The sequence below is a fragment of the Rhodococcus koreensis genome, from assembly GCF_900105905.1.
GTDB lineage: Bacteria > Actinomycetota > Actinomycetes > Mycobacteriales > Mycobacteriaceae > Rhodococcus_F > Rhodococcus_F koreensis.
Window position 1 is genome coordinate 2,195,662 of record NZ_FNSV01000005.1, and the last position, 22,012, is coordinate 2,217,673.

The following is a 22,012-nucleotide window of genomic DNA, read 5'->3' on the forward strand; positions in this document are numbered from 1 at the left end:
TTCACACAACCAGCTGTCCAGGAGATAGAATGGCCGACTTCCTCTACGAGGACTTGCTGCCGATCGGTGAGGACCCCACCGAATATCGGCTGCTGACCACCGAGGGGGTGTCGACTGTCGAAGGACCCGGCGGCCGCACCTTCCTGTCCGTCGAGCCCGAGGCGCTGCGCCTGCTCACCGAGACCGCACTCCACGACATCTCGCACTACCTGCGCAGCGACCATCTGACGCAGCTCGCGAGCATCCTCGATGATCCCGAGGCGTCGGGCAACGACAAGTTCGTGGCGCTCGACCTGCTGAAGAACGCCAACATCTCCGCCGCAGGCGTGCTGCCGATGTGCCAGGACACCGGCACCGCGATCGTCATGGGCAAGCGCGGCCAGCACGTCCTCACCCCCGGCGACGACGAGAAGGCCGTCGCGCGCGGCGTCTACGACGCCTACACCCGGCTCAACCTGCGGTACTCGCAGAACGCGCCGATCACGATGTGGGACGAGAAGAACACCGGCAGCAACCTCCCCGCCCAGATCGAGCTCTACGCCGACACGGCGACCGGCCACGAGAACACGTACAAGTTCCTGTACATGGCCAAGGGCGGCGGCAGCGCCAACAAGTCCTACCTGTTCCAGGAGACCAAGGCGATCCTCAACCCGGACGGCATGATGCGGTTCCTCGAGGAGAAGATCCGCGCCCTCGGCACCGCAGCCTGCCCGCCGTACCACCTCGCGATCGTCGTCGGCGGCACGTCCGCGGAGTTCGCGCTGAAGACGGCCAAGTACGCGTCCGCGCACTACCTCGACGAACTCCCCAACGAGGGCGCGATCACCGGTCGCGGCTTCCGCGACCTCGAACTCGAGGAGAAGGTGCTCGAGCTGACCCGTCAGATCGGCATCGGCGCACAGTTCGGCGGCAAGTACTTCTGCCACGACGTCCGCGTCATCCGCCTCCCCCGCCACGGCGCTTCGCTGCCCGTCGCTCTCGCCGTGTCCTGCTCGGCGGACCGCCAGGCCAAAGCGAAGATCACCCCCGAGGGCGTCTTCCTCGAGCAGCTGGAGTTCAACCCGGGCCGGTTCCTCCCCGAGGTCACCGACGCCCAGCTCGATGCCGAGACCGACGGCATCTCCGGCACCGGCAAGGGCGCCGCCGTCAAGATCGACCTCACCAAGCCGATGCCCGAGATCCTCGCCGAGCTGTCCAAGCACCCGGTGAAGACACGGCTGTCGCTCACCGGCCCGCTCGTCGTCGCCCGCGACATCGCCCACGCCAAGATCAAGGAACGGCTCGACGCCGGCGAGGAGATGCCGCAGTACCTCAAGGACCACCCGGTGTACTACGCCGGTCCGGCCAAGACCCCCGACGGCATGGCGTCCGGTTCCTTCGGCCCCACCACCGCCGGTCGAATGGACTCCTATGTGGATCAGTTCCAGGCCGCGGGCGGCTCCATGGTGATGCTCGCGAAGGGCAACCGGTCCAAGCAGGTCACCGACGCATGCAAGTCCTACGGCGGCTTCTACCTGGGGTCCATCGGCGGTCCCGCGGCGCGTCTCGCCCTCGACTGCATCAAGAAGGTCGAGATCGTCGAGTACGAAGAGCTCGGCATGGAAGCGGTCTGGAAGATCGAGGTCGAGGACTTCCCCGCGTTCATCGTGGTCGACGACAAGGGCGAGGACTTCTTCGCCGGCGTCTCCACCCCCACCCTCACCATCGGCAAGCGCCCCGGCCTGTAGGCGGCTCCGCCGCCCGTGAGTGGTTGACGAGTCCAGACACTCGTCAACCACTCACGGGTGCGAAGCGCCTACGGCGATCTCGATCACCGGATTCTTTGCCGGGTCGAGCCGGCCGAGGAGGGTCGTCAGCGTGCCGCGGTCGACGGCGACGCACCCTTCGGTGGTGGTGCCGTCCGTGACGTGCAGGAACATCGCCGAACCGAGGCCGGGGATGCGGGCGGCGTTGTACCCGATCGCGAGCGCGTAGTCGTAGAGCGGTCCGGCCGAGTAGAGGTTCTCGCTGTTACCGCCGGGGCTCGCGTCCTGCCGGACGTGCGTGTTGTACGTCGGCGAGAGCGGATTCGAATCCCACCAGTCACGCCGATCCGACTGGAAGTACGGCATCGCCGTCGCCGGAGCGGGCTGCCGGCCGAACGCCTGCGACAGCGGGAAGACACCGGCGGGGGTGCGGGTGGAGAATTCGTTCGCCGCACCGATTCCTTCCGCGCCGACGTCGGCGGCGACGGGACCCGCGAACACCTGCCACGTGCCGTCCGAGCCCCGCTCCCAGGCGGTCAGTTCGGCGCTCACCGACCCCGCCGACGGGGCGTAGACGGTGATCACCTGGTCCGAGTCTCCGGAGAAGACCGCTCGATCCGGGGCCGCGGAGGCACCGGGCGCGAACACCAGCCCGATCAGAATCACCACCATCAGCCCCGGCAACCACAGTCGACCCACGCGCAACGTCGTCATGGGGCGAGTGTTCCATTCCCGGGCGCCGGTCGCGAGAATTTCGCTTCGCGGTGCACTACACCCGGCAGAGGATCTCGCTGTGCAGGAGCGCGAACCAGCCGTCGTTCTCCCGCACCCACGCACGCCAGCCGGCCGCGATGCGGTCGAGGTCTGCCTCGGTGGCGAGCCCCAGCGCGAGCGCCCGGTCCGCGTAGGCCGACCGCAGCGAGCGGTCGGCCCAGGACCCACCCCACCACTCGCGATCCTCGTCGGAGGAGAAACACCACGTGCTCGCCGTGTTCACGACGTCTCCGAGACCGGCCTCGTGCGCCCACGCCCGCAGGCGACGGCCGGCGTCGGGTTCACCGCCGTTCGCCCGGGCGACGGCCTTGTAGAGCGCCAGCCATTCGTCGAGTTCGGGTGTCGGCGGATACCACGTGAAGGTGCCGTAGTCCGCGTCGCGGGCGGCAACGATTCCGCCGGGTCGGCACACCCGCTTCATCTCGCGCAGCGCCTGCACCGGATCGCCGACGTGCTGCAGGACCTGATGCGCGTGCACGACGTCGAAGCTGTCGTCGGGGAAGTCGAGTGCGTGGACATCCGATACGACGGTCTGGACGTTCGCGATTCCCCGCTCGGTGAACTCGTTGCGCGCGAGCGAGAGCGCCTCGTCGTTCATCTCGTCGGCGGTGACTGCTCCGGGCGCGACGAGTCCCGCGAGGTCGGCGGTGATCGTGCCCGGCCCGCACCCGACGTCGAGCAGCGTCAGGCCTCCGCGCAGATGCGGAAGCAGGTAGCCGGCGGAGTTCTCGGCGGTGCGCCATCGATGGTTCCGCAGCACCGACTCGTCGTGGCCGTGGGTGTAGACCGTCTCGTCGCCGTCCATCCCTCGACGCTAGCAACTCCGATCAGATAATGGGATTGCTGTCCTACTCCTCAGGATTTTGTGATCCACGGTTCTCGAAGACCGTGAGTGTTACGTTGGTGCACACCAACACGGCAACCGAGGGACTGCCATGACTTTCAGCCTCGCGCTCACCCCCGCGCAGAAGAACCTCGTCGAGCGGACGCACGCTTTCGCGGAGAACGTGATCCGGCCGGTGGCCGCCGAGCACGACCGCGCGCAGGAGTTCCCGTGGGACGTCCTCGAGAAGGCCGCGGAAGAGGGCTTCTACAGTCCGCTGTTCTATCGCGACCTGATCGGCGACCCGACCGGCCTGTCCCTCCCCCTGTTCATGGAGGAGCTGTTCTGGGGATGCGCCGGAATCGGCCTCGCCATCGTGATGCCCGCGCTGGCGCTGTCGTCGATCGGACAGGCCGCGACGCCGGAGCAGATGCTGCGCTGGGCACCCGAATGCTTCGGCGAGCCCGGCGACCTGAAACTCGCCGCACTGTGCATCTCCGAACCCGAGGGCGGCAGCGACGTCCGCAATCTGCGGACCACCGCGACGCGCGACGGCGACGACTGGGTGATCGAGGGCCACAAGATGTGGATCGGCAACGGCGGCATCGCCGACGTGCACGTCGTGAACGCCACCGTCGACCCGGAGCTGGGGCATCGGGGGCAGGCCCTGTTCGTGGTTCCCGGCGGAAGCCCGGGGATCGAACTCGTCCGCAAGCTCGACAAGCTGGGCTGCCGTGCGTCGCACACGGCGGAGCTGAAGTTCCACCGGGTGCGGGTGCCCGCCGACCACCTGCTCGGGGGCGACGACAAACTGCAGCACCGCATGCGGAAGGCCCGTGAGGTGCAGGAGGAGGTGGCCACCGGCGCGCCGCGGCGGAAATCGGCCACCCTCGGCACGTTCGAGCAGACACGTCCGATGGTCGCGGCTCAGGCGCTGGGCATCGCCCGCGCCGCGCTCGAGTACGCCACCGAGTACGCGAACCGGAGGGAGGCGTTCGGCGGTCCGATCATCGACAACCAGGGCATCGCGTTTCCGCTGGCCGACCTCGCGACCCAGATCGACGCCGCGAGGCTGCTCACGTGGCGGGCGTCGTGGATGGCGGCGGCAGGCGTGGAGTTCCGTCACGGCGAGGGCTCGATGGCGAAGCTCGCGGCGTCGGAGGTGGCGGTGAAAACCACCGAACGTGCGCTGCAGACGATGGGCGGGTGGGGGTACATCGTTGACCATCCCGTCGAGAAGTGGTATCGGGACGCCAAGCTGTACACCATCTTCGAGGGCACCAGCGAGATTCAGCGGATGGTGATCGGGCGTGCACTCGGCGCCGCGGACGGCGCCCCGCCGCTGCACTTCGATCAGCCGACCGAAGGATCCGCGTTCAACCGGCTGTTCGGGAGGGGCACGTCGGTGCGCACGAAGGCCGGCGAGTTCGCGATGTCCGTGAAGGACCGGATGCCCGAGTCCGCGCAGCGGTTGGCGATGAAGTTCCTTGCCCCACCGAAGAAGTGAACGGGCGCGGGATCAGGTCCAGAGGGCCGCCACGAGCACGGTGACGATGCCGAGCCCACCGACCACGTGCACGAGGTTCGGGCGCTCCTGCCCTCGCTTCTGCTTGCCCCGGACGATCTCGGCGAGCGCGACCACCACGAGGGAGAGCAGAAGCTTCACGCCGATCTTGATGTGGTTGTAGTCTTTGTCCAGTGCGGCCTCCCCCAGCCCGACGAGGATCAGTCCCGTCACGAACTGGAGCCGCGCACCCCACACCATCACCTCGGAGATCCGCGGCGCTGCGAGCACCGCGAAATAGCCGCCGACGAGGGCGGCCATGCCGAGCAGGTGGCAGACGAAGAGGAGGTTGTAGACGACGGTCATCTCCGCAGCCTAGCGACCTGCACGGTCAGCTCGAGACGATTCCGGCCTCGATCGCCGCCTCCCGGTACGACGCGGCGAGGGTGGCGACGGTTTCGTGGGCGTTGAGCCCGCTGGGATTGGGCACCAGCCACAACTCTGCACCCTCGAGGGTGCTCGGCTGTTTGCCCTTCTTCGCTGCACGCTCACCGAATGCCGTGCGATAGGCGGTGATTCCGGCTACGGCGACCACCCTGGGAGCGGTGTCGCGGACGACGGAGCGCAGGCGCTCGGCGCCGACGGCCAGTTCCTCGCCGGTCAGTTCGTCGGCTTTCGCCGTGGCACGCGGGGCCAGATTGGTGATGCCGACGCCCCGCTCGATCAGGTGGTCGCGATCCGCGTCCGACATGCCTGCCGTCGGATCGATAGGTCGCTCGATGATCCCGGCGCCCAGCAGAGCCGGATAGAAGCGGTTGCCCGGACGTGCGAAATGCGCCCCGGTCGCGGCCGTCCACAGTCCCGGGTTGATGCCGACGAACAGCAGGCGGCAGCCCGGTCCGATGAGGTCCGGAACCTCGGCGTCCCGGAACGACTCCAACTCCGCGCGGGTGAAGCTCACAGCCGGCCCGCCTCCGCACTCACAGCCGGCCCGCCTCCGCACTCACAGTCGGCCCGCCTCCGTCAGCCCGGCGACGGTGTCTGCCAGGGTCTCCGCCGAATCGCGGTACTTCACCCCGAGTTCGGTTTCGCTCGGCCGGTCGTCCGTGTCGGGCATCCGCGTGTAGTACTCCATCGCGGCCTCAGAGATCGGAGTGCCGAAGGGGACGAACCGGTCGATCGCGTCCACGAGTCTGCCCACCAGACGCAACGCGGCGTCCGGCACCGGGTACACGCCCATCCGTCTGCCGGTGATCGTGGCCAGCATGTCGGCGATCCCGGCGATCGGGATCCGGGGACCTCCGAGCATGAACCGGCGGGCGCCACTCCCCGACTGGAGGAGGGCGGCGTGCGCTGTGGCCACCTCACGCACGTCGACCATCGTCCATGCGGCGCCCCGCCCGGGCAGACCCCGCAGGTGGACGGCGGCCTCGACTGCCTGGGCGGCCTCGCCGAACTGCTTTCCCGCGGGCGGGCCGACGATCATGCCCGGGTAGGTGATCGCGATGGGTGCGCCGTCGGCCTGCAGGTCACGCGCGTACTGCTCCACGCGCGCCTTGCTGCGGCCGTAGGCGTCGGGGGGCCCGCACACCGGGAGGTCGGGGGTGAGCAGCCGGGCCCCCGGCTGGAACAACGCGGCGATGCTCGAGACGTAGACGATCGGATCGAGGCCGAGTTCGACTGCCGTTCCCAGCACGTTCTGCGCGCCGGCAAGGTTGGTCTGCAGCATCTCCTCCGCGCGACGCGGGTCGACCGCGACGACGGCCGCGGCGTGGATGACGGCATCGCAGCCGTCCAGGGCACGCCGCACGGACGCGGCGTCCGTGATGTCACCGACCACGTGATCGGACGTGTCGAGCCCGAGCGCCGCCGCGCTGGTCACGAGGCGAGCAGGATCCCGCACGAGGAAGCGCACCCGGTGACCGGCGTCCACCGCCGCCTTCGCGCTCCACGCCCCGACGAAACCTGTTCCCCCCGTGACCAATACCAGCAAGGGGAATTACACCGTCCTGGCGAGACGGTTGGCGAGCATCGTGGTGAACCGGGCGGGATCGTCGAGTTCGCCGCCCTCGGCCAGCAACGCCATCCCGTAGAGAAGCTCCGCGGTCTCCCCCAGCGCGGGATCCTCGTTGCGCTCGCCGTGTGCTTCCCGCAGCCCGGTGACGAGAGGGTGGGCAGGGTTCAGCTCGAGGATGCGCTTCGTAGTGGGAACCGGCTGCCCGGACGCCCGGTACATCCGCTCGAGTGCCGGGGACATGCTGAACGCGTCGCCGACGATGCAGGCCGGTGACGTGGTCAGCCGCGTCGACAGCCGCACCTCCTTGACCTGCTCGGTGAGCGCGTCGGCCATCCAGGAGAGCAGGCCCGCGAAGTCCTTCTCCTGCTCCTCCCGCTCCGACTCGTGCGCCTTCTTGTCTTCCTCGGTGTCGAGATCGACCTCACCCTTGGCGATCGACTGGAACGACTTGCCCTCGAATTCCGGAACCGCACCGACCCACATCTCGTCCACGGGGTCGGTGAGCAGCAGCACCTCGAAGCCTTTCGCGCGGAAGGCCTCCATGTGCGGGGAACTCTCGAGCAGCTGCCGGGATTCGCCGGTCGCGTAGAAGATCTGCTCCTGACCGTGCTTCATCCGCGACACGTAGTCTTCCAGCGAGGTCAGCTCCTCCTCGCTGTGGGTGGACGCGAACGACGAGATACCCAGCAGCACATCCCGATTGTCGCTGTCCGACATCAGGCCTTCCTTGACCGCGCGGCCGAACTCCGCCCAGAACGTGCGGTAGTCGTCGGGCCGCTCGGCCTTCAGGTCCTTGATCGTGGTGAGGACCTTCTTGGTGAGCCTGCGGCGGATGGCACGGATCTGCCGGTCCTGCTGCAGGATTTCACGGGAGACGTTGAGGGAGAGGTCCTGAGCGTCGACCACACCCTTGACGAAGCGAAGGTATTCCGGCATCAACTGGTCGCAGTCGTCCATGATGAAGACGCGCTTGACGTACAGCTGCACACCCGTCTTCCCGTCCCGCATGAACAGGTCGAACGGCGCGTGAGACGGAATGAACAGCAGGGCCTGGAACTCGAACGTGCCCTCGGCCTTCATCGGGATGACCTCGAGCGGTTCGTCCCAGGCGTGGGCGATGTGCTTGTAGAACTCCTTGTACTCGTCCTCGGAGACGTCGTCCTTCGAGCGCGCCCACAGCGCCTTCATCGAGTTGATCGTCTCGGACGTCGTGGTGACCTCGTCCCCGCCGTCGCCCTCCGCGGGGACCGTGCGTTCGACGTCCATCCGGATCGGCCACGCGATGAAGTCGGAGTAACGCTTGACGAGTTCCTTGATCTTCCGTACCGACGTGTAGTCGTGCAGGTGATCCTCGGTGTCCTCGGGCTTGAGGTGCAGGGTGACGGAGCTGCCCTGCGGGGCGTCGTCGACGGCCTCGATCGTGTACGTGGCCTCGCCGCTCGACTCCCAGCGCGTGGCCTCACTCTCGCCGGCCTTCCGCGTCAGCAGGGTGACCTTGTCTGCGACCATGAACGTCGAGTAGAAACCGATGCCGAACTGTCCGATCAGTTCCTCGGAGGCAGCGGCGTCCTTCGCTTCCCGCAACTTGCGGCGCAGGTCCGCGGTGCCGGACTTGGCCAGCGTGCCGATGAGGTCGACGACCTCCTCGTGGGACATGCCGATGCCGTTGTCGCGGACCGTGAGCGTGCGCTTCTCCGCGTCCACCTCGATCTCGATGTGCAGATCCGACGTGTCGACGTCGAGGTCCTTGTTGCGGAACGCTTCGAGACGCAACTTGTCCAGCGCGTCCGAGGCGTTGGAGATGAGCTCCCGCAGGAACGAGTCCTTGTTGGAGTACACCGAGTGGATCATGAGGTCCAGGAGCTGGCGGGTCTCCGCCTGGAACTCCAGTTGTTCGATTTTCGTGCTCACTTCGATTCCCTTCGAACGCAGAACCCTCGACACCAGATTCGTCGGAATGATATCCCGCGGCAAAATTCCGGATTCATCGCGGCGAGCTTCCGCCGGTGGCCCGTCAGCCGGCGGCGTCCTCCTTCAGGGTGTGCGCGACCAGCGCGTTGGCGTGGCCGTGACCGAGGCCGTGCTCGGACTTCAGCCAACTCACCAACTCCATGTGCTTGGTCAGCTCGGACGACCGGATGAGCGTCTGCCATTCACTGATCGGCCGACCGTACTTCTTCTCGATCGACGGGAAATAGGACGCGGGACCCTTCACTGGTTCAGCCATGCGCGACACGCTAGCGGAACCCGCCGACACATCCTGTCCGACAAGCATCTTCAGGAAGCGACACTCAGACGGAATGTGCCCATTCGGCGAGCTGGGGCGACACCTCCCGGTACCCCCACTCCCCGCTCGAAACAGCGATGACCAAGTCGTATGCCGGACCTTCGGGAGCATCCAGGTCATAGCCGTTCAATCCGTAGAACACGTGAACCGCCAACCAGGACAGCCGCTTGTTCCCGTCAACGAGGGCATGATTCCTCGTCAAGGACTCGAGCAGGACGGCCGCCTTGTCGTGAATCGACGGATACACCTCTTGGCCGAGCAACGACGCCTGCGGACGGTGGGCCGCCGAGTCGAGCAGCCCGAGATCCCGGACCGACGCAACGCCGAGATCCTCAGCCAGCGAGAGCAAGTCCTCGAGAGTCAGATAGTCGATCGTCACCGCGAGAGGCGGTCCAGCAAGGTGGCGTACCGGTCGCGGCCGCGGCGGGACAGAGCGCGAACCCGCTCGTCATGGGTGTGCCGAGCGGCAGCCTCCAGGATCGCGCGAACCGTCGCTTCCTGCTTACTGACGCCTTGAGCGTCGGCGAGAAGCGTCAGCGCACGCTCCTGCTCCTCCGTCAGTCGCAATGTCATGGCCATATGCCGATGATACCAAAGTGGTAGCAGCTGGCCCTGTAACCCGACCTTCGATCAGGACTTAACCAACAGCAGCGTTTCGTCCTCGCGCGGGACCGGCCTCGCGACCGTACTTGTCGGTCACGTCTGTCAACATATCGCCGATTACTTACATCAGATCTTTGGAAACTTGGGGGAAGAATGTCGATCGAATGCGAATGCGGACGTACACCACCGGCGGACTACGAATACTGCGGTTGCGGTTCACCAAATCTAGGATTTTCCTCCGCCACTGAGGTGCTGCCACCGACGCTCCACTTCGGATCCAACAACGACGGAATACAGGCAGGTAACGACATCACTGTCGGCGGCAACTTCATCGTCGGCAAGACTCCAAACGATCCGTTCGAACACCGAACTGAGATGCACCGTCAAGTGAAACGCCGCGTGTGGTTACCGGATAATTGGTTGTCAGTCGTCGGTGTGTCACTAGGAATTCTAGTTGCCATCGTGAATCTGAAGTCGAATCAAAGCAACTACATTGCGACCATCGTGGCCTGTGCAATTGTCGCGTTGAGCGGATTTGCCCTGACGATAAATCTCACATTGAGCGCAACAAGATTTCGACCATTTCGGTTCGGGTTACCAGGCTATGCCCTCGAGAGGGACACCGAAGGACAGACCTTTCTCACAGTTCCGAGGGCACGCTGCCTTTGGTGCCCGACCGAGCGTTACATGCGTCTCCAACCCGTGGAAGGTCTATCTGAGCTGAAATGGGTCTGCCCGGCGAACCCTGTGCAACATCAGATCGGCTTTGACTTCCCCCAGCTACCGAGCCTCGACTCCGCCTAGTGAAACAAATATTCCGCCGAACGTCACCTTCGGGCAGAAGCTTCCTCGCGGTCGCGCGGGGATCCGTAGGCTTATCGCATGTACCGGTCACGCGCGAAGAATCCGGCAGGGTGACGAAAGTGGCGGAGCTGATTCTGGGACCGCTGCTCAGACATGTCGGCACATCTGACGCGACGGTGTGGGTCGAGACGTCGGAGCCGTGCACCGTCCGGGTCCTCGGCCACGAGGAACGCACGTGGAACGTCTCGGGTCACCACTACGCGCTCGTCGTCGTGGACGATCTGGGACCGGGATCGACCACTCCGTACGACGTGACCCTCGACGGCCGTCCGGTGTGGCCGCTGCCGAATGCCGTCCCGTCGGTGATCCGCACGCTCCGCGAGGACGACGACACCCTCGTCCTGACGTTCGGATCGTGCCGGTTCGCCACGATGTCCACGACGGAGGACAACCGGCACCTCGGCGCCGACGCCCTCGACGCCTACGCGGTGCGGATGGCCGGACAGTCCCCGGACCGGTGGCCCGACGCCCTGCTGCTGCTCGGGGACCAGGTGTATGCCGACGAACTCTCCCCCGAGACCGAGGCGCGCGTCGCCGAGATCCACGACGTGAAGGAGCCACCCGGCCCGCAGGTGCGCAACTTCGAGGAATACACCTGGCTGTACGCCGAATCATGGTCGGACCCTCAGGTGCGCTGGCTGATGTCCACGGTGCCCACGTCGATGATCTTCGACGACCACGACGTGCGGGACGACTGGAACACCTCCGAGTCCTGGCGCGACGACGTCGAGGCGACGTCGTGGTGGGAGGAGCGTATCGTCGGCGCGTTGTCGTCGTACTGGGTCTATCAGCACCTCGGGAACCTGTCGCCGAGCCTCCTCGCCGAAAACGATCTGTACCAACGTGTTCGGAAGCACGGCGGCGACGTCGAACCGATGCTCCGGGAGTTCGCGTCCGCCGCCGACGAGGAGGCGGACGGCGCGAAGGGCACGCAGTGGTCGTATCGCCGCGACCTCGGAGTCGCGAGGCTGCTCGTCATCGACTCGCGGTGCGGGCGCATCCTCTGCGGTGGTCGCCGCGAGATGGTGTCCGACCCCGAGTTCTCCTGGATCGAGCGTCAGACCGAGGGCGACTACGACCACCTGCTCGTCGGGACGTCGCTGCCGTGGCTGCTGCCCCGCGCCCTCCACGACCTGGAGTCCTGGGACGAACGCCTCGCCGCCGGATCCCGCGGCCCGCGGGTGGCGGCCTGGGCCGAGAAGATCCGGCGCGCGGCGGACCTGGAGCACTGGGCTGCGTTTCGTGACTCGTTCGACCGGCTCGCCCGGCTCCTCGCCGACGTCGGCAGAGGTCACCGGGCCGGGCCGGGTGGGCGCGCGCCGTCCACCATCTCGGTGCTGTCCGGCGACGTCCACCACGCCTACGCCGCGCAGGCGCACTACCCCGAACCGCTGCAGTCACTGGTCTATCAGCTGACGTGCTCGCCCCTGCACAACTACGTACCGGCCGCCATGAACGTGACGTTCCGGATCTCGTGGCGGCGCGCCACCGAGCGGACCGTGCGTTTCATCCTGGGCCGGGTGTCGCGGGTGCCGCCCGTTCCCCTCGACTGGTCCAAGGTCGCCGGACCGTTCTTCGGTGATCAGGTGGCGACCCTCCACCTGAAGGGAAGGTCGGCCCGCCTCGTGATGGAACAGGCCCGCAACGACAGCGACGGCACACCCCGGTTCAAGACCATGACCGACCTCGAACTGGCAACGGGAAAGGACTACTGACGCTGCTCGGCCGCCGCCTTCAGCTGCGCGAGCCCCTTCTCGAAGTCCTTACCCACCATCTTGTCCATCGGGAAGACGACTCCCACGATCCTGAAGAAAAGGTTGTTCTTGCCGGTCATCTGCCAGCGGACGGTCGTGCCCGCGCCGTTCGGTTCGAGGAGGAACGTTGTGACGTTCTCCGCCTTGAACGGTTTGAGGAAGGTCAGGTCGAGCACGACCTTCGAGCCGGGCACCGACTCGGTGATCACCATCTGTCCCGAACCCGCCTTGCGATTGCCCTCCCAGGCGTAGGACGCGCCCACTCCCGAATCCGGGCCGGAGTACGTGCGCTTCAGATCGGGATCGACGTCCTCCCACGGCGACCACGCCTGCCACTTCCGGAAGTCGTCGAGGAGGGGCTGAACGACGTCGGGGCTCGCATCGATGACGGTGGAACGTTCGACGAGGAACTCGGCCGAAGCCATGCGGTCTCCATTCGGTGTCGGGTGTGGCGGACCGAGGTCGCGACCACCTCTTCACGTGGAAGATAACGCCTCGCCACCGGTCGCGCGCGCGGTATCGTCGGGAGCGACCCGTACGACATGGTGGGGGTAGCAGTGACGACCGAGACGGATCTGATCCGCAATATCGCCCTGGTGGGGCATCAGGGCAACGGGAAGACGACGCTCGCGGAGGCGATGCTCTTCCGCGCCGGTGTCGTCACGCGACCCGGACGTGTCGAGAGCGGCAACACCGTGCTCGACACCCAACCGGAGGAACACGACCGCACCCAGTCGCTGACGCTCGGCCTGGCTTCGTTCTCCTGGAACGACTACCGGATCAATCTTCTCGACCCGCCGGGCTACGCCGATTTCGCCGGCGACGCGATGACGGCGCTCCGGGTCGCCGACGTCGCCGTGTTCGTGATCGACGGGGTCAGCGGTCTGCAGGTGAACGACGAACTGCTGTGGCAGGCGGCCACCGAGCGAGCCATCCCGCGCATCCTGTTCGTGAACAAGATGGACAAGGAACGGGCGTCGTTCGACGCCGTCCTGGCCGGGATCCGCGACCATTTCGGGTCCGGAGTCGAACCGGTCGACCTGCCCGTCGGCGAGGCGTCCGCGTTCACCGGCGTCGCCGACCTCCTCACCGAGCACGTCATCCTCTACGACAGCGGGTCCGCGAACACGAGCGACGAACTGCCCGCCGACATCGCCGACCGCGAACACGAACAGCACGAGCATCTCGTGGAGGACGTCGTCGAGATCGAGGACGACCTGCTCTCGAAGTACCTCGACGGCGAGGACATCTCCGTGCCCGAACTCGAGCACGCGCTCCGCGCGGGTTTCGCCGCGGGCTCGCTGTGGCCGGTGCTGTGCGGGTCGGCCGTCGATGCGATCGCCGTCGACCGGTTGCTCGACTTCGTGTGCCGGATCGCGCCGGCACCGTCGGAGGTCCCGGGCATCGAGGTCCGCGGTGACGGGGACCGGGTCGCCGAGGTGCGGTGCGATCCGTCCGGCGACCCGCTCGCGTACGTCTTCAAGACGCAGACCGACGAATACGTCGGGCAGGTGGCGTTGCTGAAGATCCTCTCCGGCAGCGTGCACGCGGACGATGTCTTAATCAACCAGCGCACCGGCGCGAAGGAGCGCCTGCACAATCTCCTTCGCGTCCTCGGCAGCAAACACACCCCGATCGACAGCGCGGAGGCCGGCGACATCGTCGGCGCCATCAAACTCACCGATGTCTCGACGGGCGACACCCTCGCGCCGATCGGCTCACCGCTCACCGTCCCCCCGATCGTGCACCGCCGTCCCGTCTACGGACTCGCGGTGGCCGCCGAGAGCGCCGGCGACGAGGACAAACTCGCGACAGCCCTGGCCGAACTCGTCAGCGACGACCCGACGCTGGAGGTCACGCGCGACAGCGAGACCCACCAGACGGTGGTCCGGGGCGCCGGCGACGTGCACGTGCAGGTGGCGCTGACCCGGTTGAAGCGGCGGTACGGCATCACCCTTCTGACCGAACCGGTCAAGATCGCGTACCGCGAGACACTGCTCGGCACCGTGGAGACGGAGGGCCGCCACAAGAAGCAGAGCGGCGGCCACGGCCAGTTCGGGGTGGCGACGGTCCGCTTCGAGCCGCTCCCCCGCGACAAGGGCTACGAGTTCGTCGACGAGACCCGTGGCGGTGTGATACCCAAATCCCTCATTCCCGCGGTCGGAAAGGGGATCGCCGAATCGATGGGACGCGGAGGCAGGCACGGGTTTCCGCTCGTCGACCTGCGCGCCACCGTCCTCGACGGCAAGCATCATTCGGTCGACTCCGACGATTTCAGCTTCCGGATGGCAGGGGCGCTCGCCCTCCGTGCGGCCATCGACAAGGTGGGCACTCTCGTCCTCGAACCCGTCGACCACGTCGAGGTCACCGTGCCCTCGACGCTGCAGGGTGACGTGATGGCGGATCTCGGCCGGCGACGCGGCCAGATCGAGGGCACCGAACCGGCAGGGGACGGCGAGGTCACTGTCATCGCCTCGGTGCCCACGAGCGAGGTCACCGACTACCCGGTCGCCCTGCGCTCGATGACGCACGGGCGTGGCCGTCTCGCACTGAGCTTCAAGTGCTACCAGGAGCGGCCCGAACCGCGCTGACAGTGCCCTTCCAGCGTGCACGCAGCGTTCTCCCAGCTTCCCGCGGTGTAGTGGTGTCTCACTCACAGAGGAAGGGCATCGATCATGCGTTCACAATTGGTTCGCGGCATCGGTGGAGCGGCGATGGCAGTAGGTCTCGCATGTTCCGTCGTCGCGTGTAGTTCGGGCGATTCGTCCGGCACTTCGTCGACCGGCACCACCGGCAGCGCTGTGCAGGGCGGCTCCGGCGACAGCGCTGTGCAGGGCGGCTCCGCCCCCGCGGCGATGAGCGACGAACTGCAGGCCTGCCTCGAGGAAAACGGCGTGCCAGCACCGCCCGACCAGGCCGGCGGCGGGGCACCGGGCGGGGTGGCGCCGCCCAGCGGCGACATGGCACCGCCGGAGGGCGACGGTTCGGCCCCACCCCAGGGCGGCGCGCCGGACGCGTCGAGCGCTCCTCCCGGGATCGACAGTTCGACGTGGGCGGCGGCGCAGGAGGCCTGTTCCTCGCTGGCGACGGGCACCACGGGATCGTGAGCGGTCGTTAGATCTCGCGACCGGCCCTCAGCCGCGCGGCGAGTTCCGCGCGGCTGCGGACCCCGGCCTTCGCGTACACCGATTTCAGGTGGTCCTGGACTGTGTTCGCGGTGATGCCGCGACGTCGTGCGATCTCGGACGTCGCGTAGCCGGCCAACACGTCGGCGCACACGTCACGCTCGCGTGCGGTCACCGCATACGCTGCAAGTAACAACCCGGTGAGCTCACCGCCGGCGGCGGGTTCGAGGGTGACCACCGTCTGCGGTTCGTCGCCGCCGATCAAGGCCGTGGCGCGCACCAGAATCCAGCCGCCCTCCGCGTCGCGCACACGCGCCTTGAAGATCCCCGAACCGCTCGACCGCGCCCCGAACGTCGCGGCCCGCAACACCACGGTCAACCTGCCCGGGGCGACCTCGTCGAAGCGGTCCTGCCAGCCGCGGGCAGCGGCCGTGAGTGCAATCGGATCGCCGGCGGCGTCGGTGACCACCACCGCCGGACCCTGGTCGCCGCGACCGGAGATTGCCGGGGCGTGCACGGACGCGGCCCGCGTCGCGACCGCCAGGCCGGGAGCCACGAGTGTGAGGAACTCGAGCTCACGGTCGGTGAAATCCGGCCCGGACCGCACGAATCCGGCTGCGCCCCAGCACACCCCGTCGACGCTGAACACGATTCGGACCTCGCTGCGGAGCCCCAGCGGCGCCCACACCGCGCCGTGGCGGAGGCTGTGCGCGACCGCGTCCGCGGGTAGGTCCGAGGCCCGCGCGACGGTCCGGCCACTGCGGGCGAGTTCGGCGAACGTGCCCGGATCTTCGCCCTTGTACTCGGATTCGGCGAGCAGCGGTTCGTATTGCTGCGGTATCCGGCTGCGCCCGCTGGTCATCGAACTGATCGCGAGTGTCTCCGGGTCGAGCATCGCCCAGCACGTCAGGTCGGTGCGCACCGTCTCCCCAACCAGTTCGATGGCGCGCTCGTGCAGCTGCGTGACGCCGGCTCCCGCTCCTGCGAACGCGAGCACCTCCCGCCGCAGCTTTTCCGCCCGGACCTCCAGCATGACCACAGTATGCGCTGGTCACAGGCACACCACCATCCCAGATTCCGGGGATGGGTAGAGCGGTGAGCCGGTCCTACCGTCGCAGTATGTCCACCCACGTTCACGTAATCAGAGCAGGCGACGGCAGGCGGCTCACCGCGCCGGACGCCGACATCACGGTCCTGGTCGGCGGCGATCACACCGGCGGAACGTACGAAGTCTTCCTCGTCGAAGCGTCCCGGACCGCACCGGACGGTCCACTGCACGCCGAGCCGTGGTCGAAGTCCTACCACGTGCTGCGCGGCCGGATACTCGTCCAGGCCGGGGACACCGGGCACGAACTCGCGGCGGGGGAAACGGTCGCCATCGAGGCGGGAACGATGAATACGTTCACGGTCCTCTCCGAGTCCGCCGACTTCCTCCTCGTCGCCGCCGGGGCGTCCCACGGCCGCTTCTTCGGTGATCTCGACATGGTCGGCCGTGGCGGGCACTCGCCGGAGGTAGTGGCCCGACTGCTGCACGAGGTCACCGATCGCTATGGCGTCGAACTCGCGACCGGGGCGGGTGCGTCATGACCGTCGTCGCGCAGATCGCCACCCTGGTCGCCGCCGGCGTGCATCTGCTGGCATTCGTGTGGGAATCGCTGCTGTTCCGCAGACGGTCGGTGCACGAGGGCATCTTCCGTATCCCGGGGGGCGACGTGCCCGCCGCCCATCTGTGGGCGTTCAACGTCGGCTTCTACAATCTGTTCCTCGCCTCCGGCGCCATCGCCGGCGTCATCCTGTGGTGGGCCGGTCAGGACACGCCTGGTCGCACACTCGTCGTCTACACCTGCCTCTTCATGTTCCTCGCGGGCATCGCCCTGGCCGCGTCGGATCGCATGGCGCTGAGCCGGCAGCGTGGCGACGGCGTCGTTGGCGCACTGTCACAGAGCGCGCCGCCACTGGTGGCTCTGATCTCGCTGGCGATCGGGTGACAACCCTTCGCAGTCGATTGCCAGAAACTTCTCAGGGTCGACCGATCGAATCCTTATCGTCCGTCGGCATGATGGACGCCATGCCCCAGGTGACCGTTCTCGCCATCGGTGGTACCGGAGAGTCCCACCCCGATGACCACCGGCGCCACGTCTCCGGACTGTTGTGTGACGTCACCGACGCCCTCGACGACCGATTCGAGTCTCGGTGGGTCGGCTATCCGGCGTCGTACGGGCCGGTCGCCGCGGGCGGGCTCAGCTATCGGCAGAGCACCGAGGTCGGCGTCCGCCGGTTGATCGACGCCATCGACGACGCTCCCGGACCTGTCATGCTGATCGGGTACTCGCAGGGATGCACCGTGATCCGTGAGGTGCTCGGACAGATCGCCACCGGCACCCTGCGCTCCGGCAACCTCGCCGCCGTGGGTCTCGTCTCCGATCCCGAGCAACCGGCGGGAGTGGCCCCGGGGTGCTTCGGGCGCGGTGTCGCGGGTGTCGGCGCGCCGATCCCCGAGTCGATACCGGTCCAGTGGATCGCGCACCCGGACGACATGATCTGCAATGCCAGCGAAGACAGCTATGTCCGCGACATCGCCGACCTCACGCGGTGGATGTCATTCCGCGCAGTTCGGACGTGGCTCACGCAGACGTGGGAACTGATCCGCAGCAACAGCTTCCAGAATGCGGGCAAGACACGATTCAGCCCTCGGCAGTGGCGCACCGACGCCCGTCGCCTGCGGACCGCGATGATCGAGGTGCTCGGCTACCTTCCGCCGCACCTCGCCTGGCGCGGTGTGCGTGTCGTCAACACGCGGGGCGGGCGGCACATCGCGTACGCCAGCGAACCACTCGACGCGAGCGGGCTCACCGGATGTCAGATTCTCGCCCAGTGGCTGCAGGTACGGGCGACGTTCGAACCGCCCCTGCGCGTCGCGGCGTGACGGTCAGGCATCGCCGCGTGACCGCAGCGGGGTGAGCATCCGGCGGGGTTCGCGCAGGGCCACGGCGACGGCGTCGCTGCGAGGGTGGGCGGCCTCGCCCGGCCCGGGGGCGACCACGAGGTCTTCCGGTCCCGGGATCGTGCCGCAGTGGGGGCACCGCCCGAAACGGTCGAGTTGCGTCCCGCATTCGGCGTGCGAGAACACCCGGCCGGGATAACTGCCGGGCGACACGTACTGCTCACCCCATTGGGAGAGCGCATAGATGCTCGGCCACAGCGCCTTTCCCGCCTCGGTGAGTTCGTACTCGGGATGACCGCCGTCGGCGACGCGGACGAGGACACCGGCGTCGACGAGTGCGCCCAGCCGATCCGTCAGGACGGCGCGGGAGATGTCGAGGTGTGCGAGGAGATCGCTGAAGCGGCGGACGCCGTAGAAGCAGTCGCGCAGCACGAGCATCGTCCACCGCTCGCCTACTACTTCGAGCGCGCGAGCGAGGTTGCAGTTCTGCTGCGAGTACCCGGTTCCCAGTGCCATTTCCCCATGCTAGCCCAACTCGGTCTTGTCACCAGACCAAAATAGTTCTAAGTTCAGTCTCGTGAACAGACCAACCGCGGTTGCCCCACCCGTCCGAGCCCACGCACCCCGCCCGGGAACCACACTGTCCGTCGCGTCGCTCGGCACGTTCGTCGCCCTGATCGCGTTCTGCGCCCCGCTCGGCAACATGCCCACCGTCGCCGCGGCACTGTCGGCCGGCCCCGCGGCGCAGACGTGGATTCTCAGTTCGATGAGCGTGGGCCTCGCCGCGGTCCTGCTGACCGCGGGCGCGCTCGCCGACGACTACGGCCGGCGCCGGGTGTTCCATTGGGGCGCCTGGCTTCTCGCACTGGGAGCCGTGGTCGGCGCGGTCAGTCAGGAACCCGTCCTGTTCATCGTCGGGCGACTGATCCAAGGGGTGGCAGGCGCAGCGCTCATCGCGGCCAGCCTCGGCGCCGTCGCCCACGCCTTCGCCACTCCGGCGGCACGCGCGACGGCGAGCGGGATCTGGGGCGCGAGCGTCGGCGCAGGCATCGCGGTCGGTCCCGTGCTCGCAGGACTCCTCGACCTCGCCGGATGGTGGCGCGGCCTGTACTGGGCACTCGCGGTCGCATCGCTCGCGATCGGACAGGTCGCGACGCGCGCACTGGCGGAGTCACGGTCCGCCGTCCCGAAGCGGATCGACGTCCCCGGTGCGGTCACGCTCTGCGCCGCGATGGTGCTGGTCCTCGTCGCACTGGTCGAGGGCAGGCAGGGCAACACTCCCGCCACCGCCCTCTGCGGTATCGGCGCCGCCGTGTTCACCCTCGCGTTCGTCGGCGTCGAGCGGCGGCGCCCGTTCCCGATGCTCGACCTCGCCTTGTTCCGCCGACGCGACTTCCTCGCCGCCACCCTCGCGGCCCTCGCCACCGGGGCGGGCATCATCGGTCTGATGTCGTTCGCGTGCACGTTCCTCGTCAAGACGATGCACGTCAGCACGCTCGCCGCAGCCGGGGTGATCGCGCTGTGGTCCGGCACGAGCGTCGTGGCGTCACTGCTGGCGCGGACACTCCCAGCGCGGCTCGCCGGGACCCCGCAACTCGTCATCGGACTCGCCGGCGTCGGCGTCGCCATGCTCACGATGACGGGCCTGTCCCCCGACTCGTCGCTGCTGCGCCTCGTCCCGGGCCTGCTGCTCGCCGGCATCGCCAGCGGGTTGCTCAACGCCGGCCTCGGCCGGCAAGCCGTCGCCAGTGTCCCCGCCGACCAGGGCGGACTCGGCAGCGGCGCCAACAACACCGCCCGCTACCTCGGCTCCTCCATCGGCGTCACCGTCGTCAGCATCATCGCCCTCGACCCCGCAGGCACCATCGACGGCATGGTGACGGGCTGGAACCACGCCGCCGTCACCACCGGGCTGATCTCACTCGTCGGCGCAGGAGTCGTCGGGGTGCTGGTGCGAAGAACCGCCGTCAGACGTTGAAGCGGAACTCCACCACATCGCCGTCGGCCATGGTGTAGTCCTTGCCCTCCATGCGGACCTTGCCCGCGGCCTTGGCGGCGGCCATGGATCCGGCGGCGACGAGGTCGTCGAAGGAGACGATCTCGGCCTTGATGAAGCCGCGCTCGAAGTCGGTGTGGATGACACCGGCGGCCTGCGGGGCGGTGTCGCCCTTGTGGATGGTCCAGGCGCGGGATTCCTTGGGACCTGCGGTGAGGTAGGTCTGCAGGCCGAGGGTGTGGAATCCGGTCCGGGCGAGGGCGTGCAGGCCGGGCTCGGACTGTCCGATCGAGTCGAGCATCTCCTGCCGGTCCTCTTCGTCCAGTTCGAGGAGTTCCTGCTCGACCTTGGCGTCGAGGAACACGGCGTCGGCGGGGGCGACGGAGGCACGCAGTTCGGCGACCTTCGCTTCGTCGGTGAGCACGGCCTCGTCGGCGTTGAACACGTACAGGAACGGCTTGGTGGTGAGCAGGCTCAGCTCGCGCAGCAGCGCGAAGTCCAGCTTGTCCTTCGCGCTGAACAGGGTCGTGCCCGAGTCGAGGACTTCCTGCGCCTTCAGCGCCTCCTCGTGGATGGGCTTGAGCTCCTTGTTCTTCTTCGCTTCCTTCTCCAGGCGCGGCAGGGCCTTCTCCAGCGTCTGCATGTCGGCGATGACGAGCTCGGTCTCGATCACCTCGATGTCGGATGCCGGGTCGACGCGGCCGTCGACGTGCACGACGTCGTCGTCGTGGAAGACGCGAACCACCTGGCAGATAGCATCGGCCTCGCGGATGTTGGCGAGGAACTTGTTGCCGAGGCCGGCGCCCTCGGAGGCGCCCTTGACGATGCCGGCGATGTCGACGAACGACACCGTGGCGGGCAGGATGCGCTCGGAACCGAAGATCCGGGCGAGCTCGGACAGCCGCGGGTCGGGCAGTTCGACCAGGCCGACGTTGGGTTCGATGGTCGCGAACGGGTAGTTCGCGGCCAGCACGTCGTTGTTGGTCAGCGCGTTGAACAAGGTGGACTTGCCGACGTTGGGCAGTCCGACGATTCCGAGGGTAAGGCTCACGGTCGTTGGATTCTACGGCGTCGGCGCCGGATCAACGACCACGCCCTCACCAGCTGTTGGTATTGCTGTTCGCGACGAGGGCGATGATCAGGATGGCGTACCCGATGACGAAGACGACGATCAGCGCCACCCAGATCCACAGAGCGATCTTGCCGAGCCCCTTGGCGCGGTCGGACGCGTACTGGGCACCCTGGTAGTCGCCCATCGCCCACTTCGGGTAGACGTCGTGGACGTGGTTGAACGCGGCGAACGCGAGCGGCCAGAAGAAGACGACGGCGGCCACCGCCCACCCGGCGTTCGACGGCGGCAGCGGCGGCGGGCCGTACTGTCCCGGGTAGGGCTGCGCCTGCGGCTGTTGCTGCTGCGTCGGGTACTGGTAGCCATAGGCACCCGTGTCGCCCGGCTTCGGCGGCACCGGATTGCTCGACGATTCCGGATTGATCGGTGACTCCGACATGACGCCCCCCTGTCGTGGCAGCTGACCTCGTGCCTCCACTATCCCATCCCTCGCCACGTGAGTGGGAA

General features: G+C 67.6%; 24 protein-coding genes. 10 read left to right on the top strand and 14 right to left on the bottom strand.

Going from position 1 to position 22,012, the window contains the following annotated elements; translation table 11 throughout:
- Nucleotides 1-29: 29 nt before the first annotated feature.
- Entirely contained in the window at nt 30-1,727 is a 1,698-nt protein-coding gene (locus tag BLV94_RS14895; RefSeq protein WP_072940593.1) for a fumarate hydratase, read from the top strand.
- A 51-nt stretch (nt 1,728-1,778) separates the two neighbouring features.
- Here the strand turns inward: BLV94_RS14895 and BLV94_RS14900 are convergent, their stop codons facing one another.
- Both BLV94_RS14900 and BLV94_RS14905 read right to left on the bottom strand, forming a co-directional pair.
- Complete coding sequence (locus BLV94_RS14900) at nt 1,779-2,459, bottom strand: L,D-transpeptidase family protein (RefSeq protein WP_072940596.1); 681 nt, start codon at nt 2,457-2,459, stop codon at nt 1,779-1,781.
- 55 nt (nt 2,460-2,514) lie between these two features.
- Complete coding sequence (locus tag BLV94_RS14905; protein WP_072940600.1) at nt 2,515-3,324, bottom strand: methyltransferase domain-containing protein; 810 nt, start codon at nt 3,322-3,324, stop codon at nt 2,515-2,517.
- A 130-nt stretch (nt 3,325-3,454) separates the two neighbouring features.
- On the opposite strand from BLV94_RS14905, the gene BLV94_RS14910 reads away from it, so the two are divergent.
- Nucleotides 3,455-4,849 carry an acyl-CoA dehydrogenase family protein gene (locus BLV94_RS14910; RefSeq protein ID WP_072940603.1) on the top strand — a complete coding sequence of 465 codons (1,395 nt, stop codon included), beginning with the start codon at nt 3,455-3,457 and terminating at the stop codon, nt 4,847-4,849.
- Between the two features lie 12 nt (nt 4,850-4,861).
- On the opposite strand, the gene BLV94_RS14915 is transcribed toward BLV94_RS14910, so the two are convergent.
- The 7 genes from BLV94_RS14915 to BLV94_RS14945 form a co-directional block, all read right to left on the bottom strand.
- Nucleotides 4,862-5,212, bottom strand: coding sequence for a hypothetical protein (locus BLV94_RS14915; protein ID WP_072940606.1), 351 nt, complete (start codon nt 5,210-5,212; stop codon nt 4,862-4,864).
- Between the two features lie 25 nt (nt 5,213-5,237).
- Nucleotides 5,238-5,807 (bottom strand): mismatch-specific DNA-glycosylase, encoded by a 570-nt coding sequence (locus BLV94_RS14920; RefSeq protein WP_072940608.1) that lies wholly within the window; start codon nt 5,805-5,807, stop codon nt 5,238-5,240.
- 42 nt (nt 5,808-5,849) lie between these two features.
- Nucleotides 5,850-6,839 (bottom strand): SDR family NAD(P)-dependent oxidoreductase, encoded by a 990-nt coding sequence (locus BLV94_RS14925; RefSeq protein ID WP_072940611.1) that lies wholly within the window; start codon nt 6,837-6,839, stop codon nt 5,850-5,852.
- 6 nt (nt 6,840-6,845) lie between these two features.
- Nucleotides 6,846-8,774, bottom strand: a complete 1,929-nt coding sequence (gene htpG / locus BLV94_RS14930; protein ID WP_072940729.1) for a molecular chaperone HtpG — start codon at nt 8,772-8,774, stop codon at nt 6,846-6,848.
- Between the two features lie 103 nt (nt 8,775-8,877).
- Nucleotides 8,878-9,090, bottom strand: a complete 213-nt coding sequence (locus BLV94_RS14935; protein ID WP_072940613.1) for a DUF4287 domain-containing protein — start codon at nt 9,088-9,090, stop codon at nt 8,878-8,880.
- A gap of 64 nt (nt 9,091-9,154) precedes the next feature.
- On the bottom strand, nt 9,155-9,529 hold the full coding sequence (locus tag BLV94_RS14940) for a type II toxin-antitoxin system death-on-curing family toxin (RefSeq protein WP_072940616.1): 375 nt from the start codon (nt 9,527-9,529) through the stop codon (nt 9,155-9,157).
- Nucleotides 9,526-9,729, bottom strand: coding sequence for a CopG family transcriptional regulator (locus tag BLV94_RS14945; protein ID WP_072940618.1), 204 nt, complete (start codon nt 9,727-9,729; stop codon nt 9,526-9,528). The genes BLV94_RS14940 and BLV94_RS14945 overlap by 4 nt, the downstream gene beginning before the upstream one ends.
- 177 nt (nt 9,730-9,906) lie before the next feature.
- Here BLV94_RS14945 and BLV94_RS48720 point away from each other — a divergent pair, with 177 nt between their 5' ends.
- Together BLV94_RS48720 and BLV94_RS14950 are read left to right on the top strand one after the other, a co-directional pair.
- Entirely contained in the window at nt 9,907-10,557 is a 651-nt protein-coding gene (locus BLV94_RS48720; RefSeq protein ID WP_143051392.1) for a hypothetical protein, read from the top strand.
- 119 nt (nt 10,558-10,676) lie between these two features.
- On the top strand, nt 10,677-12,332 hold the full coding sequence (locus BLV94_RS14950) for an alkaline phosphatase D family protein (RefSeq protein WP_072940621.1): 1,656 nt from the start codon (nt 10,677-10,679) through the stop codon (nt 12,330-12,332).
- On the opposite strand, the gene BLV94_RS14955 is transcribed toward BLV94_RS14950, so the two are convergent.
- Entirely contained in the window at nt 12,326-12,796 is a 471-nt protein-coding gene (locus BLV94_RS14955) for an SRPBCC family protein (RefSeq protein ID WP_072940624.1), read from the bottom strand. The two genes, BLV94_RS14950 and BLV94_RS14955, sit on opposite strands and share 7 nt — an antisense overlap.
- A gap of 132 nt (nt 12,797-12,928) precedes the next feature.
- On the opposite strand from BLV94_RS14955, the gene fusA reads away from it, so the two are divergent.
- Together fusA and BLV94_RS14965 are read left to right on the top strand one after the other, a co-directional pair.
- A complete protein-coding gene (fusA, locus tag BLV94_RS14960) occupies nt 12,929-14,962 on the top strand; it encodes an elongation factor G (RefSeq protein WP_174705481.1) in 2,034 nt (677 codons plus the stop codon).
- Nucleotides 14,963-15,085: 123 nt separating this feature from the next.
- On the top strand, nt 15,086-15,478 hold the full coding sequence (locus BLV94_RS14965) for a hypothetical protein (protein WP_072940629.1): 393 nt from the start codon (nt 15,086-15,088) through the stop codon (nt 15,476-15,478).
- A 7-nt stretch (nt 15,479-15,485) separates the two neighbouring features.
- Here BLV94_RS14965 and BLV94_RS14970 read toward each other — a convergent pair whose 3' ends face one another.
- A complete protein-coding gene (locus tag BLV94_RS14970) occupies nt 15,486-16,529 on the bottom strand; it encodes a helix-turn-helix transcriptional regulator (RefSeq protein WP_072940735.1) in 1,044 nt (347 codons plus the stop codon).
- 86 nt (nt 16,530-16,615) lie between these two features.
- Between BLV94_RS14970 and BLV94_RS14975 the strand changes: the two genes are divergently transcribed.
- The 3 genes from BLV94_RS14975 (at nt 16,616) to BLV94_RS14985 (ending at nt 18,422) form a co-directional block, all read left to right on the top strand.
- Nucleotides 16,616-17,083 (top strand): cupin domain-containing protein, encoded by a 468-nt coding sequence (locus tag BLV94_RS14975; protein ID WP_072940632.1) that lies wholly within the window; start codon nt 16,616-16,618, stop codon nt 17,081-17,083.
- Nucleotides 17,080-17,484: a DUF1304 domain-containing protein gene (locus tag BLV94_RS14980; RefSeq protein WP_072940634.1), complete on the top strand. Its 405-nt coding sequence runs from the start codon at nt 17,080-17,082 to the stop codon at nt 17,482-17,484. Before BLV94_RS14975 ends, BLV94_RS14980 begins: the two co-directional genes overlap by 4 nt.
- Before the next feature lie 68 nt (nt 17,485-17,552).
- Nucleotides 17,553-18,422: a PE-PPE domain-containing protein gene (locus BLV94_RS14985; protein ID WP_083395577.1), complete on the top strand. Its 870-nt coding sequence runs from the start codon at nt 17,553-17,555 to the stop codon at nt 18,420-18,422.
- Nucleotides 18,423-18,425: 3 nt separating this feature from the next.
- Here the strand turns inward: BLV94_RS14985 and BLV94_RS14990 are convergent, their stop codons facing one another.
- Nucleotides 18,426-18,956 carry a winged helix-turn-helix transcriptional regulator gene (locus BLV94_RS14990; protein ID WP_072940637.1) on the bottom strand — a complete coding sequence of 177 codons (531 nt, stop codon included), beginning with the start codon at nt 18,954-18,956 and terminating at the stop codon, nt 18,426-18,428.
- 61 nt (nt 18,957-19,017) lie between these two features.
- Here BLV94_RS14990 and BLV94_RS14995 point away from each other — a divergent pair, with 61 nt between their 5' ends.
- A complete protein-coding gene (locus BLV94_RS14995) occupies nt 19,018-20,418 on the top strand; it encodes an MFS transporter (RefSeq protein WP_072940639.1) in 1,401 nt (466 codons plus the stop codon).
- On the opposite strand, the gene ychF is transcribed toward BLV94_RS14995, so the two are convergent.
- Complete coding sequence (gene ychF / locus BLV94_RS15000; RefSeq protein WP_072940641.1) at nt 20,408-21,487, bottom strand: redox-regulated ATPase YchF; 1,080 nt, start codon at nt 21,485-21,487, stop codon at nt 20,408-20,410. The two genes, BLV94_RS14995 and ychF, sit on opposite strands and share 11 nt — an antisense overlap.
- Before the next feature lie 46 nt (nt 21,488-21,533).
- Nucleotides 21,534-21,944 carry a CD225/dispanin family protein gene (locus BLV94_RS15005; RefSeq protein ID WP_072940643.1) on the bottom strand — a complete coding sequence of 137 codons (411 nt, stop codon included), beginning with the start codon at nt 21,942-21,944 and terminating at the stop codon, nt 21,534-21,536.
- Between the last annotated feature and the right edge of the window lie 68 nt (nt 21,945-22,012).

Coding starts and splice junctions, on each gene's coding strand:
- BLV94_RS14970 (WP_072940735.1), bottom strand. CDS start 16,529: ATGCTGGAGGTCCGGGCGGAAAAGCTGCGGCGGGAGGTGCTCGCGTTC.
- BLV94_RS14990 (WP_072940637.1), bottom strand. CDS start 18,956: ATGGCACTGGGAACCGGGTACTCGCAGCAGAACTGCAACCTCGCTCGC.
- BLV94_RS14915 (WP_072940606.1), bottom strand. CDS start 5,212: ATGACCGTCGTCTACAACCTCCTCTTCGTCTGCCACCTGCTCGGCATG.
- BLV94_RS14955 (WP_072940624.1), bottom strand. CDS start 12,796: ATGGCTTCGGCCGAGTTCCTCGTCGAACGTTCCACCGTCATCGATGCG.
- BLV94_RS14945 (WP_072940618.1), bottom strand. CDS start 9,729: ATGGCCATGACATTGCGACTGACGGAGGAGCAGGAGCGTGCGCTGACG.
- BLV94_RS14910 (WP_072940603.1), top strand. CDS start 3,455: ATGACTTTCAGCCTCGCGCTCACCCCCGCGCAGAAGAACCTCGTCGAG.
- BLV94_RS14975 (WP_072940632.1), top strand. CDS start 16,616: ATGTCCACCCACGTTCACGTAATCAGAGCAGGCGACGGCAGGCGGCTC.
- BLV94_RS14900 (WP_072940596.1), bottom strand. CDS start 2,459: ATGACGACGTTGCGCGTGGGTCGACTGTGGTTGCCGGGGCTGATGGTG.
- BLV94_RS15005 (WP_072940643.1), bottom strand. CDS start 21,944: ATGTCGGAGTCACCGATCAATCCGGAATCGTCGAGCAATCCGGTGCCG.
- BLV94_RS14905 (WP_072940600.1), bottom strand. CDS start 3,324: ATGGACGGCGACGAGACGGTCTACACCCACGGCCACGACGAGTCGGTG.
- BLV94_RS14935 (WP_072940613.1), bottom strand. CDS start 9,090: ATGGCTGAACCAGTGAAGGGTCCCGCGTCCTATTTCCCGTCGATCGAG.
- BLV94_RS14985 (WP_083395577.1), top strand. CDS start 17,553: ATGATGGACGCCATGCCCCAGGTGACCGTTCTCGCCATCGGTGGTACC.
- BLV94_RS14895 (WP_072940593.1), top strand. CDS start 30: ATGGCCGACTTCCTCTACGAGGACTTGCTGCCGATCGGTGAGGACCCC.
- BLV94_RS14980 (WP_072940634.1), top strand. CDS start 17,080: ATGACCGTCGTCGCGCAGATCGCCACCCTGGTCGCCGCCGGCGTGCAT.
- BLV94_RS48720 (WP_143051392.1), top strand. CDS start 9,907: ATGTCGATCGAATGCGAATGCGGACGTACACCACCGGCGGACTACGAA.
- BLV94_RS14965 (WP_072940629.1), top strand. CDS start 15,086: ATGGCAGTAGGTCTCGCATGTTCCGTCGTCGCGTGTAGTTCGGGCGAT.